Annotated in this window: 7 protein-coding genes, 2 tRNA genes and 1 pseudogene; 3 read left to right on the top strand and 7 right to left on the bottom strand. The window is 59.2% G+C overall.

Features of this window, described 5'->3' with window-relative positions; all coding sequences use genetic code 11:
• Positions 1 to 177 precede the first annotated feature (177 nt).
• Positions 178 to 2,076: a potassium transporter Kup gene (locus ACVWSC_RS22265; RefSeq protein WP_442109209.1), complete on the top strand. Its 1,899-nt coding sequence runs from the start codon at positions 178 to 180 to the stop codon at positions 2,074 to 2,076.
• A gap of 120 nt (positions 2,077 to 2,196) precedes the next feature.
• Here the strand turns inward: ACVWSC_RS22265 and ACVWSC_RS22260 are convergent, their stop codons facing one another.
• The 4 genes from ACVWSC_RS22260 to ACVWSC_RS22245 all read right to left on the bottom strand — a co-directional run bounded on the left by ACVWSC_RS22260 (position 2,197) and on the right by ACVWSC_RS22245 (position 6,627).
• The gene (locus ACVWSC_RS22260) at positions 2,197 to 3,492 is read right to left on the bottom strand and encodes a virulence factor family protein (protein ID WP_442109208.1); all 1,296 of its coding nucleotides are present in this window, start codon (positions 3,490 to 3,492) and stop codon (positions 2,197 to 2,199) included.
• Complete coding sequence (gene mprF, locus ACVWSC_RS22255) at positions 3,492 to 6,134, bottom strand: bifunctional lysylphosphatidylglycerol flippase/synthetase MprF (RefSeq protein WP_442109207.1); 2,643 nt, start codon at positions 6,132 to 6,134, stop codon at positions 3,492 to 3,494. Before mprF ends, ACVWSC_RS22260 begins: the two co-directional genes overlap by 1 nt.
• A gap of 208 nt (positions 6,135 to 6,342) precedes the next feature.
• Positions 6,343 to 6,419 (bottom strand) — tRNA-Met (locus tag ACVWSC_RS22250).
• A gap of 131 nt (positions 6,420 to 6,550) precedes the next feature.
• Positions 6,551 to 6,627: transfer RNA gene (locus tag ACVWSC_RS22245), tRNA-Met, on the bottom strand.
• Between the two features lie 220 nt (positions 6,628 to 6,847).
• Between ACVWSC_RS22245 and dinB the strand changes: the two genes are divergently transcribed.
• Positions 6,848 to 7,918: a DNA polymerase IV gene (gene dinB, locus ACVWSC_RS22240; protein WP_442109206.1), complete on the top strand. Its 1,071-nt coding sequence runs from the start codon at positions 6,848 to 6,850 to the stop codon at positions 7,916 to 7,918.
• A gap of 61 nt (positions 7,919 to 7,979) precedes the next feature.
• On the opposite strand, the gene ACVWSC_RS22235 is transcribed toward dinB, so the two are convergent.
• The 3 genes and pseudogenes from ACVWSC_RS22235 to ACVWSC_RS22225 all read right to left on the bottom strand — a co-directional run bounded on the left by ACVWSC_RS22235 (position 7,980) and on the right by ACVWSC_RS22225 (position 12,149).
• Positions 7,980 to 8,933 carry a hypothetical protein gene (locus ACVWSC_RS22235; protein WP_442109205.1) on the bottom strand — a complete coding sequence of 318 codons (954 nt, stop codon included), beginning with the start codon at positions 8,931 to 8,933 and terminating at the stop codon, positions 7,980 to 7,982.
• Positions 8,934 to 8,951: 18 nt separating this feature from the next.
• Complete coding sequence (locus ACVWSC_RS22230; protein ID WP_442109204.1) at positions 8,952 to 10,667, bottom strand: proline--tRNA ligase; 1,716 nt, start codon at positions 10,665 to 10,667, stop codon at positions 8,952 to 8,954.
• A gap of 170 nt (positions 10,668 to 10,837) precedes the next feature.
• Positions 10,838 to 12,149, bottom strand: a pseudogene (locus ACVWSC_RS22225) (OprD family porin).
• An 802-nt stretch (positions 12,150 to 12,951) separates the two neighbouring features.
• Between ACVWSC_RS22225 and ACVWSC_RS22220 the strand changes: the two are divergent.
• Positions 12,952 to 13,383: an HIT family protein gene (locus tag ACVWSC_RS22220; RefSeq protein ID WP_442109203.1), complete on the top strand. Its 432-nt coding sequence runs from the start codon at positions 12,952 to 12,954 to the stop codon at positions 13,381 to 13,383.
• Positions 13,384 to 13,386: the final 3 nt, after the last annotated feature.

The raw sequence follows: 13,386 nt of genomic DNA, 5'->3' as shown, positions 1-13,386 counted from the left end.
AAAGTGCGCAATTCTAGCGGGCGCAAAGTCACTTGACCAGCAGAAAAGCGACGAACGCTAAGCTATGCTTCGCGACGATATGCCTGTGTTTACATCGGGCTCTGCAAGCGCGCGTGGTGTGGCTGCGAGCATTTTAACGTTTTACTGGCCCACGGGTCTTGGTTGCAGGAGCGACGGATGGTTCAGGCAAGCGATCAGGCGCAATCGGGGCATTCGGCGGCCAGGCCGCTGAGCCTGCTGGTGGCGGCAGTCGGGGTGGTTTACGGTGATATCGGCACCAGCCCCCTGTATACCCTCAAAGAAGTGTTTTCCGGCAATTATGGCGTGCCGGTCAATCATGACGGCGTGCTGGGCATCCTGGCGTTGATCTTCTGGTCGTTGATCTGGGTTGTCTCGTTCAAGTACGTGGTGTTCGTCCTGCGTGCCGACAACCAGGGTGAAGGTGGCACCATGGCCCTGACCGCCCTGGCCCGGCGGGCGTCAGCGCCGTACCCCAAGTTGCGTGCGGTAATGGTGGTGTGCGGCCTGATTGGCGCTGCGCTGTTTTATGGCGACAGCATGATCACCCCGGCCATTTCGGTGTTGTCAGCGGTGGAAGGCCTGGGGCTGGCATTCGACGGGATCGACCACTGGGTTGTGCCGATTGCACTGGTTGTGCTGGTTGGGTTGTTTTTGATTCAAAAGCATGGCACTGCACGGATTGGTACCTTGTTTGGCCCGATAATGGTCGTCTGGTTTCTGGTCCTGGCGGCGTTGGGCGTGCATGGCATTTCCCAGAGCCCTGAAGTGCTCAAAGCGTTCAATCCGGTGTGGGCTGTGCGCTTTTTCATTGTTCACCCTGGTATGGGCGTCGCCATTCTCGGCGCAGTGGTGCTGGCCTTGACCGGGGCCGAGGCGCTGTATGCCGATATGGGCCACTTTGGCCGCAAACCGATTGCACGCGCCTGGTTTGCCTTGGTGCTGCCGGCATTGGTACTCAACTACTTCGGGCAGGGCGCGATGCTCTTGCAGAACCCGGAGGCGGCGCGTAACCCTTTCTACTTGCTGGCGCCAAGTTGGGCCTTGATACCGTTGGTCGGCCTGTCCACGATGGCAACGGTGATTGCCTCTCAGGCGGTGATCTCCGGGGCCTTCTCGCTGACGCGCCAGGCTATCCAGCTGGGTTATGTGCCACGCATGCAAATCCAGCACACCTCGCATGACGAGCAAGGGCAAATTTATATCGGCGCGGTGAACTGGGCGCTGATGGTTGGCGTGATCCTGTTGGTGCTCGCCTTCGAGTCGTCTGACGCGCTTGCGTCGGCCTATGGCGTGGCAGTGACCGGGACCATGCTGATGACCACGCTGCTGGTGTCGACCGTCATGCTGTTGCTGTGGAAGTGGCCACCGATACTGGCGGTACCGGTACTGCTCAGCTTCCTGTTTGTCGACGGCCTGTTCTTTGCCGCCAACGTGCCGAAAGTGGTGCAGGGCGGGGCCTTTCCGGTGCTGGCGGGGATCGCCTTGTTTGTCTTGATGACCACCTGGAAGCGCGGTAAGCAGATTTTGGTTGAGCGCCTGGATGAAGGCAGCCTGCCGTTACCACTGTTTATCAGCAGTATTCGCGTGCAGCCGCCGCACCGGGTCGAGGGCACGGCGGTGTTCCTCACCGCCCGGCAGGATGCCGTTCCCCATGCGTTGCTGCACAACATGTTGCATAACCAGGTGCTGCACAACCAGGTGGTGCTGTTGACGGTGATCAGTGAAGACATGCCGAGGGTGCCGGCGCAGCAGCAGTTTGAAATTGAAGCCTATGGCGAGGGGTTTTACCGCGTGCTGCTGCACTTTGGCTTCATGGACGAACCGGATGTGCCGGCCGCGTTGAAGCTATGCCATCTGGAGGGGCTGGACTTCAGCCCGATGCGCACTACCTATTTCCTCAGCCGGGAGACGGTGATTCCGTCGCGGCTGGTGGGGATGGCGCGTTGGCGGGCGATGTTGTTTGCGTTCCTGTTGAAGAATGCCAACGGTACTTTGCGCTTCTTCAACTTGCCGTTGAACCGGGTGATCGAGTTGGGCACCCAAGTTGAAATATAACGGGTTCTGCAGGGGCGGGCTTGGCCCGCTAAGCAGGCACTGCGGTGAATGGCACGGGCTTCGCCCGTGTTCGCGGGGCAAGCCCGCTCCCACAGGTAGTGCAAGACAGTTGATAAAGGGTCAGTTCTGTTCGGCGACGCTGGTTTTGCCCTGGCGGGTTTCGATATCGCTGATCAAGCGCTTGGCCAGTGCCGGGTAGTTCTCGTCAAAGTGATGGCCGCCTGGTAGTTTCAGGCGTTCGCCAACGGCGGTGTGGTCGGTGCAGCCGCTTTCGTCAGCTTCTTCTTCACCGTAGATACACACCACTTTCGCCGCCGGTAGCCTGGCCATTTCCGGTCCGGTAGGCGCTTCTTTGCCAGCGTTGCCCAGCCAGCCTTCGACCTCGATCTCAAAGCTGCCACTGCGGGCGAAGGCCAGCAGAATCACCGCGTCGATACGCTTCTGGTCTTCCTCGGGAAGGCGGTTGTAAATCGCCGGTAGAACGTCGGCACCGAAGGAGTAGCCGGTCAGCACAAAGCGTTTGGTGCCCCATTTCTGACGGTAGTGTTGCATCAGCTCCGAGAGGTCTATGGCGCTTTGTTCGGGTGTTTTGTGCTGCCAGTAGTAGCGCAGGGTGTCGATGCCGACCACGGGATAACCGAGTTTTGCCATCTCGCCGGCAACATCACGGTCCAGGTCACGCCAGCCACCATCACCGGAGAGGAACAGGGTCACAGTATCGGTGGTCTGCCCGGCGGGTACCTCGACCACCGGGATGCTCATGGCGTTGCCTTCTTCACCCAGCAAAGCCTGGGTCAGCTGCGCCTTGAGCACTTGCGGCAGGTGGATGTCGTAATCGCTGATGCTGGTTTCGGCATTGGCTTGGTCGCGTACAAACGCTGCGCTGGCGTCGTCGGGGTTGTCGTTCCAGGCCACATTCCAGTGGCCGTGGGCTGCCGACTTCGGTAAAGGGCTGGCGCAGCCGGCGCGCTCGATATTGAAATCTACCGAGATCGCCAGGGCTTTGTCGTCATTCTGTGTCGCCAACCACTGCCAGGCTTGTGCGGCACCTGGGCCGATACCCGCGACCACGGAGGCCGGGCCCTGCAATTGTTGCAGGGCCTGATTCAGTGCAGTTTGCTGTAAGGTGCAGTCGCTGGGTGGCAGGATGACTTGTACGATCTGTGCTTCGCCGCTTTGGCTCAGGTTCAGCAGTTGCTTGTCGGTCAGCGCTTGATCCTGAGTGACCGCGATGGCCACGTGGGCTTTGGTGTGGGTGCCAGGCGTCGTGCGGGTGAGGCTACTGCCATCGCCCAGGGTCAAGTGTTCCAGGCGTGGCTCGGGTGCAGGGCGGGTCCACAGCCAGAAGCCCAGAACGGCAGCGAGCAAGCTCAGGGCCAGGGTTGCCAGGAAGTACGGCCAGTAGCGTCGAATCATCAGCGTTTCACCAATCCGGTCAGGCCGCCTGCGATCAGGGCGGCGGTGTCGGCCAGTGCCACCAGCGGATCGAGTCCGGCCGGCACGGCCATGTAGCGGGGTTCCCAGTCGGGCTGGAACTTGTCTTTGAAGCGGCGCAGCCCCTGGAAGTTGTACAACTGCTCTCCACGTTGGAACACCATCGAGCCCAAACGTTGAGTCAATGGCGCGCCACGACGTGGTTGCAAGCCGGAAAGTGGCACCATGCCCAGGCTGAAGCGGGCGTAACCCAGGCTTTTATAGTGCAGGATCAGGCCGACCATCATGAACTCCATGGTCAGCTTTGGCGCTTGTGGGTGGGCGCGCATCAGGTCGAGGCTTGCCAGTTCGCGGCTGTGGGTTTCCAGCAGGTTGGCAAACGCCACCGGGCGGCCCTCGAAGCGGATCAGGGCAATGCGAAAATGTTGCAGGTATTCGGGGCTGAAACGACCGAGGGAGAAACCTTTCTCACGCACGTTCTTGCCACCTAGCCAGGCATCGGAAATCGCTTTTAGCTCCTCCAGTGGCGCTTGTCCTGGTTCATGCACTTCCAGGCTCAGGCCATCGCGGCCGCCTCGATTCCAGGTGTAGCGCAGGTCTTTCATTTCCTTGCCTTTGGCTTCCAGGTCGAAGCGATGAAGGTCGACCCGTGCCTCTTCGCCCAGCTTGATCGCGGTCAGGCCGATGTCCATGTAGAACGGCAGATTCTCCGCGCGCACCTGATAGAACACCGGGCGGGCATGGTGAACGTCACACAGGTCGCGGAACTGCCAGATCATCTCGGCGCGTTTCTGCGCTGGGCCAATCGGGTCGTACAGGGCAACCAGGCTGCGACCGCGGTGGGCATACATTAGAAACGCATCATCTTCAGGATCGAACAGCAGCGCCTTGTCGCCGGTTAGCGCCAGGCCGCCATCGGGTTGGTCCGAGGCCTGCAGGATCTGTTTGGCGCGTTGCAGCTCCTCGGCGCCTGGCAAGTGAATGACCGGACGTGCGGTGCGCAGAAGCCATGTCAGGGCGACGACCACCAGCAAAATCGCGCTGCCCAGGGCAGAGCGCAAGCCGCGAGGGGCATCGGCGTCCAGGGTGAACTGCCACCACAGCTGATGGCTGTAAGGGACGTCTTGATAGGCAAACAACAGCAGCCAGATCGACGCCGCGAGTACGCAGGCACTGGCGACCAGGTAGGTCGGCGAGAACGGCAGCTCAAGCAAGCGGCTGGGGCGGTAAAAGGAGCGACGGAACAGCGCCAGCAGGCAGGCGGTGAAGGTCAGAATACTGGCCTCTTCCCAATCAAAGCCCTTGAGCAGTGAGAGCAGGGCGCCGACCAGCAGCAAGATGGTGGTTAGCATCCAGGCGGCAGACAGGCGGCGGCGCAGGCCCTGGGCCAGCAGCAGGCACAACACACCGATCAGGCTGGCGCCGAAGTGCGAGGCATCGATCAGGCGATGGGGAATCAGAAAACCCAGGTGCTCCAGGCGCTCGTCGATTTCCGGTGTGGCGCCAGAGAACAACAGGACGACGCCAGAGAGAAACACCAGCACCGCCAGCACCGGGGCGGCCAGTCCGGATGCTGCGCGTATGGCCTGGCGGGTGAGCAAAAAGCGTCGTGCCTCGCTGGCCAACAACAAGGCGCAGGCCAGGAGCAATGGCAGCACAACATAAATCAGGCGATACAACAGCAAGGCCGCAGCCAGTGGCGCAGCACCGAGTTGATCGGCAAAGGCGGCCAGCAGGATCGCTTCAAACACCCCGACACCACCGGGTACGTGGCTCAACACCCCGGCTGCCAGGGCCAGCAGGTATACCAGAAGAAAAGCCCCAAAGGGTGGCGCTTCAGGCAGCAGCAGGTACAACACGGTTGCCGCAGCGGCCACGTCCAGAGCGGTGATCAGCAGTTGCAGGGCCGTCAGGCGTGCACCGGGCAGGCGCAGGGTGCGACGCCCGACCCGCACCAGCAAGTTGTCGGCCTGTGGCTGTTCCGGCAGACGCCGGCGGTACAGGCCGTGAACCAGCAGGGCCGCCAGGCCTAGCACTGCCAGGGCGATGCCTGCCAGCAATGCTTGGGGTAAATGCAAGGCTGTTGCCGCTGCCGGCAGGTTGCTCAAGGTGGCCATGGCGGCCAGTGGTGGCAGGGCACAGCCTAGCGAAAGGCTGGCGAACAGGGTCATGCGCGCAACTTCTGCCGCACCAATGCCTTGGCGCGCGTAAAGCCGGTAGCGCACCGAGCCACCGGAGAGCAGTGACAGGCCTATGGCGTTACCAATGGCAAAAGCACTGAAACCACCCATGGCCAAGGTCTGGGGCGGCAGTTTGACACCTGCGTAGCGACTGGCCGACCACTCGTAACCCAGCAAGATAACGAAACCCACCACGGTTGCCAGCAGCGCGCCGCCCAGCGAGGCGGGCGGCACGCTGAGCAGCGAATCATGCAGAGCATAGATGTCCAGTTCGCTGAGCAGATGGCGACAAGCGATCAGGGCAATGCTGAACAGCAGTAACGTCACTGCCAGGCCGATGGGCTGCTTGTAGCGGCTCAAGCGCTCAATCCAGCGCAAACGTTGTGCGGCAACGGGCAGAGCGGAAGTGACAGGAGCTTCGGTGTCGGGTGTGTGGCTGCGCATCAAACATCTCTTGAAGGGCGCACGCCAGGAGGAAAGAATCCAGCCAAGGTACCAATCCCTATGGAAAGTCATGGCCACTATGATCGGGCCGCTGCATACCAAGAGGATAGTTAAAGAAAATTTATATTGCCGCGCGGGCTGAGAGGAGGGGGGCTGAAACGCAGATACAAAAAAGGCCACTTTTTGCAAAGTGGCCTTTTTCGATGTTTGGTTGCGGGAGCCGGATTTGAACCGACGACCTTCGGGTTATGAGCCCGACGAGCTACCAGGCTGCTCCATCCCGCGTCTGATGGGGCGCATTCTACAGCCTTTGCTCAGGCTGTCAACGCTTAACTGTTGATTTTCAATATATTTATGCCGATGCCTTTTTTCAGGCAAAGAAAAAGGCCACTCCGAAGAGTGGCCTTTTCTGAATCTGGTTGCGGGAGCCGGATTTGAACCGACGACCTTCGGGTTATGAGCCCGACGAGCTACCAGGCTGCTCCATCCCGCGCCTGTGAGGTGAATTCTACAGTTATGCGCTGTCGTGTCAAGCGCTCATTTGAAGAAATCCTTTTTTGTTCAAATGCTTAGCGCGTTCAACGAAGCCTGTGAGGCCGGTGGGCGGGGCCTTCTGACAGTTAATGTGTATATTCATCCAGTGTTAAGTGGTGTATTGGTGCGCAGCGGTGAGATACTACTTACACCATTTTCAGCTATGGCCTAGGCCGCAGATGTCCCAGCGCAAGATCATCCATATAGATTGCGATTGTTTTTACGCGGCTATCGAAATGCGTGACGACCCGCGTCTGGTGGGGCGTCCGTTGGCGGTAGGGGGCTCGGCTGACCGGCGTGGGGTCATCGCTACCTGCAACTATGAGGCGCGGGCCTATGGTGTGCGCTCAGCCATGTCGTCCCGGCATGCACTGAAACTGTGTCCTGATCTGTTGATCGTCAAGCCACGGATGGATGCCTATAAAGAAGCCTCCCGGGAGATTCACTCGATCTTTCGCGACTACACCGACCTGATCGAGCCTTTGTCACTGGATGAAGCCTATCTGGATGTTTCGGATAGCAGCTGGTTTGCTGGCAGCGCAACACGCATTGCTGCCGATATTCGCCGTCGGGTTGCCCAGCAACTGCACATCACCGTCTCGGCGGGCGTAGCGCCGAACAAGTTCCTGGCCAAGATAGCCAGCGACTGGCGCAAGCCCAATGGTCAGTTTGTCATCACCCCCAATGAAGTCGAGGCCTTCGTTGCCGCGCTGCCGGTCAGTAAGCTGCATGGCGTAGGAAAGGTCACAGCGGACAAACTCGGGCGCCTGGGCATCAGTACTTGCCTGGAGCTACGTGATTGGAGTCGCCTGGCCCTGGCCCGTGAGTTCGGCAGCTTTGGCGAGCGTTTGTGGGGGCTGGCGCGGGGGATCGATGATCGTGCTGTGCACAATGACAGTCGCCGTCAGTCGGTGAGTGTGGAAAATACCTACGACACCGATTTGCCTGATCTGAACAGTTGCCTGGAAAAACTCCCGGAACTGATGGCCTCCCTGGCAGGGCGGGTGGCACGCATCGACGATAGCTACCGGCCGGGTAAACCTTTCGTCAAAGTGAAGTTTCACGATTTTACCCAGACGACCCTGGAGCAGTCTGGCGCCGGGCGTGACCTTGCCAGTTACCAGCAGTTGCTAAGCCAGGCATTTGCCCGTGGCGGCAAGCCAGTAAGGCTGCTGGGCATTGGTGTGCGTTTGCAGGATTTACGCGCGGGTCATGAGCAGTTGGAACTGTTTGGTCGCGATGGTGTGTGAATGCTATCGCGGGGCAAGCCCGCTCCTACGGTAGGAGTGGGCTTGCCCCGCGATAAGTCAATCAATGCACGCCAGGATCGGCCACCAGGCGGCCGGCATCCTTGGTCAGTGCCTGAAGAAACTCCTGCTGCAACTCAGGATCGTTGCGCGTGAGTTCGATCAGGCTCTGTTCCAGCTCGCTGGCCTCTTCTTCCAGCCCCAGCTCAGACAAGCGCTTGACCCGATGTACCCATTGGTTGACTTCGTCGTCTTCAAGGTCATCAAAAATCAAGTCGTGGGCTTCCACCAGTTTGCTGCGCAAGGTGCTGCTGATCAGCAGGCTGGCATCGCCACGGACATTGTTGTCCTCATCGGCGACTTGCAGGTGCAACGTGCCAATGTGAGTCAGGTTCTGTTCGGAGAACGGGCTGTCGAGCAGGTTCAGAAGCAACACCCCGTTGCGGTCAGTGGTCAGGGTATGGCTTATTTTGCCAGCCTTGACTTCAACCGGACGGTCGCTCCACGGCAGGCTGGTGTATTCCTGGCGCTTGTCCTTCTGAATCTCGGTGATCCCGGCAAGGTTTTGCTGGGCGCGACCGTTGGACTGAGCATTCATGAACGGGTTGAGGCCGTCGACGCCGTAGCTGAACCAGTCGCGCGTGACACTGTCGGGCAGGTTGCCCAGCGCGAAGATATTGACCACATTGGCACCAACGCCGGCAACCACTGCCACCGCCCCCAACGGGATCTCGTAGATTTCCCGCCAGGGTTGGTAGGGCGTGTAGCGGTCATAACGACGGGTAACTTCGAACTCGGTGACTTCGAAGTTTTTCTGTTCGTGAATGCGCACACGCCGCTGCGGCAGTTCGAGCACCTTCGGGTCCCCGACATCGACTTGCAGGCTGTGTTCGAGCAGCTTGCGCTCGATGCGTTCCTCATGCTCGCTGCGCTGCGACATCTGGTTGGCGCAACCGCTGAGTAACAGGGCGCCGCACAGTGCGGCGCCCCCCAGGGGAAAGGTACTTCGCTTGAACATGATTACTCTTGCGTTGGCTTAGCGACGAATGCGGGCTTGCAGGAACGACAGCGCCTCAGCCAGTGGCAGTGCTTGCGCGTCACGCTCTGTGCGGTGCTTGTATTCCAGGTTGCCTTCGGCCAGGCCGCGGTCGCTGACCACGATCCGGTGCGGAATACCGATCAGTTCCATGTCGGCAAACTTGATCCCCGGGCTGGTTTTCTTGTCACGGTCGTCCAGCAGTACTTCGAAGCCAGCGGTGGTCAGCTCTTTATAGAGCGTGTCGGTCGCTTCACGCACCTGCTCGGTTTCGTAGCGCAGCGGTACCAGAGCGATCTGGAATGGGGCCAGGGTGTCGCTCCAGATAATGCCGTTTTCGTCATAGTTCTGCTCGATGGCAGCCGCCACCACGCGCGAAACACCGATACCGTAGCAACCCATGCTCAGGGTCACAGGCTTGCCGTTTTCGCCCAGGACTTGGCACTTGAGTGCTTCGCTGTACTTGGTGCCCAGCTGGAAGATATGCCCGACTTCGATGCCGCGCTTGATCACCAGCGTGCCCTGACCATCCGGGCTTGGGTCGCCTTCAACGACATTTCGCAGGTCTGCCACTTGTGGAACTGGCAGGTCGCGCTCCCAGTTGACGCCGAAATAGTGCTTGTCATCGATGTTGGCACCGATGCCGAAGTCGCTCATCAGCGCAACCGAACGGTCGATGATGCAAGGGATTGGCAGGTTCAGCGGGCCGAGCGAGCCTGCACCGGCGCCGATGGCGTCACGCAGTTCCTGGTCGCTGGCCATGACCAGCGGGCTGGCGACTTCTGGCAGGTTGGCAGCCTTGATCTCGTTCAGTTCGTGGTCGCCACGGACGATAAGCGCAACCAGCTTGCCTTCTTCGGCGGCATGCACGATCAGGGTCTTGACGGTCTTCTCGATCGGCGTGCTGTAGTTCTCTACCAGCTCGGCGATGGTTTTGGCGTTCGGCGTGTCGACCAGGCGCAGCTCTTCGGTTGGCGCCGGGCGCACGGTTTCCCGTGGAATGGCTTCGGCCTTCTCGATGTTGGCAGCGTAATCGGAGCTGTCGCTGAAGATCACATCGTCTTCGCCGGATTCGGCCAGTACGTGGAATTCGTGGGAGTAGCTACCGCCGATCGAGCCGGTGTCGGCTTGTACTGGGCGGAAGTCCAGGCCCAGGCGGGTGAAGATGTTGCTGTAGGCCAGGTGCATGCGGTCGTAGGTTTCCTGCAGGGAAGCCTGGTCGGCATGGAAGGAGTAGGCATCCTTCATGATGAATTCGCGGCCACGCATCAGGCCAAAGCGCGGACGGATCTCGTCACGGAACTTGGTCTGGATCTGATACAGGTTCAATGGCAGCTGTTTATAGCTGTTGAGCTCGTTGCGGGCGAGGTCGGTGATCACTTCTTCGTGGGTCGGGCCGACGCAGAAATCGCGCCCATGACGGTCTTGCAGGCGCAGCAGCTCGGGGCCGTACTGCTCCCAGCGGCCAGACTCCTGCCACAGTTCGGCAGGCTGGATGCTTGGCATCAGCACTTCCAGGGCGCCGGCGGCGTTCATTTCCTCGCGGACCACGGTCTCGACCTTGCGCATAACCCGAAGGCCCATCGGCAGCCAGGTGTAAAGGCCGGATGCGAGCTTGCGGATCATGCCGGCCCGCAGCATGAGCTGGTGGCTGATGACGACCGCGTCGGACGGGGTTTCTTTTTGAGTAGCGAGCAAATATTGACTGGTGCGCATGGTAGGCCGTTGTCGGTTGCTTAAGACTTAAAATGACCCCGCATTGTACGGGGGCGATTCGGTGGCGTACAGGATGCCGGAGCACGACGGCGTTGTCAGCCCGAATCGAGACAAGAAAAAGCCCGGCAGTGCCGGGCTCTTTCGTGCTGGGAATACTGAAAGCCCGGGGCTTACAGGATGCTCAGCGGGTACTCGACGATCAGACGCAGTTCGTCGATCGATGGCGATCCGTAGTAAACGCCATCGCCAGAGCGGTAGGTGGCCTGACGAACGCGGAAGCTCAGGTCCTTCGCTGCGCCTTCTTGCAGCACGTACTTGATGTCGATGTCGCGTTCCCATTCCTTACCGTCGTCGGTGGTGCGGGTCTTGGCATCGGTACCGCGGGCGTAGCGGGTCATGAAGGTCAGGCCTGGAACGCCGAACTCAGCGAAGTTCAGGTCGTAGCGTGCCTGCCAGGATTTTTCGTCTTCGGCGTTGAAGTCGGAACGGGCGATGGAGTTGGCCAGGAAGATCGAGCCGCCGCCGTCGATGCCGTAGGCGTAGTCACCGTCACCGCTCAGCGCCTGGTAGGCCAGGGTGAAGGTGTGCGCGCCAATGTTGTAGGCGCCGGACAGGCTGAATGCGGTGTTGTCGAGCTCGCCGCCACGGGTGGCAAACGCACCGGTGCGGTTGTCGCCAATGGACTTGGTGTCATAGATGTTGAAGTCGAACACCAGGCCTTGGTTATCGTTGATCGGCAGGGCCCAGTTGATGTTGCCGTACCATTTGCGGAAGTGATCTTCTACGTGGGAGTAGTAGACACTGGAGCTCAGGGTGTCGGTGAAGGCGTAAGTACCGCCGACCACGTCAGCCTGGGTCAGGCCAGGGTTCTTGTTGCGGTCATCGTCCAGGCCGCCAATGCTGTCGTGGTAAGACTGCGATTGTGCGTTCAGTGCGGTGAAGCGACCGGCGTTCAGTTCCAGGCCTTTGACTTCTTTGCTGGTCAGCAAGAAACCTTCAACGGTTTCAGGCAGCAGGCGGCTGTCGTCAGTTGCCAGTACTGGCATGGAGGTGAACTGAGTACCGTACTTCAGGACGGTGTCGGAAATGCGCATTTTGACTGCGCCACCGCCTTCGGAGAAGGAGTCTTCGGAGCGGCCGTCAGAGCCGGTAGGGAACTGACCGGTACCAGCGCGGCCCTTGCCGCTGTCCAGTTTCAGGCCGAGCATGCCGATGGCGTCAACGCCGAAACCGACAGTGCCTTGGGTGAAGCCGGACTCGAAGGTGCCGAGGAAGCCCAGGCCGGTCTCTTCAACGCGGCTTTGTTCATCGTTAGGAACGTTACGGAAGTCGCGGCTGAAATACAGCATGCGAGTTTTAACGTTCAGCGAGCTGTCTTCAACAAAGCCCTTGGATTCACTCTGAGACGAGGCGATTGCCATCTGCGAGGTGCCTGCTGCAACAAACAGCCAGGGCGATCATGCTCCACTTCATCACGCGCATCGTGACTTGCTCCTTTGGTTTTTAGGAAGAGTACTGCCGTCGCCGATTGGTTTTTTTATGCGGCGCGGCTCTTTCTTTTTGTGTCGGCGGAAATGTATATCACGCTGACTGTTGTTGGCGATATGGGGGAAAAGAACCTTTCGGTAACTTTACGGTCATGTCGCTAACGGTTATGTCCCTGTCGCAAATCACGTCCCGGTTTTGCGGGGCGTTCAACTCCAGCGCTGCTCTAGGCGGTTTAAGGGTAGGCAAAAACAATCTAACCCCCCGACTCCCGAACTCCCTGGTTAACCCATGCAACTGTTGTTATTTGTCGCGCTTCACCGACTCAATGCAGGTGTCGTGCCGACTGTGGCGAATGAGAAAGCAAAAAGTGTGCTCAAAAGCTGCTGCCGTTCACAAAATTTTCACGCCGGGCGCAGCTGGAGGCTGCACGGTGCCGCAAATCCGGGGGGCTAAGATCTTTTGGTTCGAACCAGCAGGCGGGGCGGGAATAAGAAAAAAGCTGTCCTTTGGGTTAAGTCGTTACCGTTAAAGCCGCTAGCTGAGTACTTTGCGGATGTTTTGGGGGCTGGTCGCACAAGGGGAGCCTCATTTTGGTGCGAAAAGTAGCGCTTTGTTACGTTTCGGGCTGTTACCTGCCCGTTTGTCGGACGGCGGCAGAGGTGAGCCCCGGTGTGGTGCGTTTTTTCTCGGAACATACGCCTTTGGTCATGCTCCGGGAGGCGGTTAGCGGTATCCTGCAGCATTCGCACTGCTGTGGCTCGCAGGCAAAGTATTAAATAGTTGTAGGAGATTCTCCGTGTTTGATTTGGATCAACGTCTTCAAGAAGACACCTTTGTGTTGGGAGATTTTCCTCTTTGTCGGCTGTTGCTGAGCAAGGATGCCAACTATCCCTGGTTCATTCTGGTGCCGCGTCGTGCAGATATCAGTGAATTGTTTCAATTGAGTGACAGCGATCAGGCGCAACTCTGGAAAGAAACCACCTTTCTGGCCGAAACCCTGAAAGATAGTTTTGCCGCAGACAAAATGAATGTCGCAACCCTGGGTAATGTAGTCAGCCAACTACACATGCATGTCATTGTGCGCAAGCGCAACGATCCAGCCTGGCCAGCTCCGGTGTGGGGAAACAAGCCTGCTGTAGCTTATGAGTCAGATCAGGTTGCACACGTGCGCGAGCGTCTGAAAACAGTGCTCAGTAATAATGACGACATCAGATTCGTCGAGGTGTGAGCA

This window comes from Pseudomonas sp. NUPR-002 (genome assembly GCF_056322725.1).
Note: the sequence above shows the minus strand (reverse complement) of the source record. Positions and strands in the feature narration are given on the sequence as shown.

Coding starts and splice junctions, on each gene's coding strand:
- ACVWSC_RS22265 (WP_442109209.1), top strand. CDS start 178: ATGGTTCAGGCAAGCGATCAGGCGCAATCGGGGCATTCGGCGGCCAGG.
- ACVWSC_RS22260 (WP_442109208.1), bottom strand. CDS start 3,492: ATGATTCGACGCTACTGGCCGTACTTCCTGGCAACCCTGGCCCTGAGC.
- mprF (WP_442109207.1), bottom strand. CDS start 6,134: ATGCGCAGCCACACACCCGACACCGAAGCTCCTGTCACTTCCGCTCTG.
- dinB (WP_442109206.1), top strand. CDS start 6,848: ATGTCCCAGCGCAAGATCATCCATATAGATTGCGATTGTTTTTACGCG.
- ACVWSC_RS22235 (WP_442109205.1), bottom strand. CDS start 8,933: ATGTTCAAGCGAAGTACCTTTCCCCTGGGGGGCGCCGCACTGTGCGGC.
- ACVWSC_RS22230 (WP_442109204.1), bottom strand. CDS start 10,667: ATGCGCACCAGTCAATATTTGCTCGCTACTCAAAAAGAAACCCCGTCC.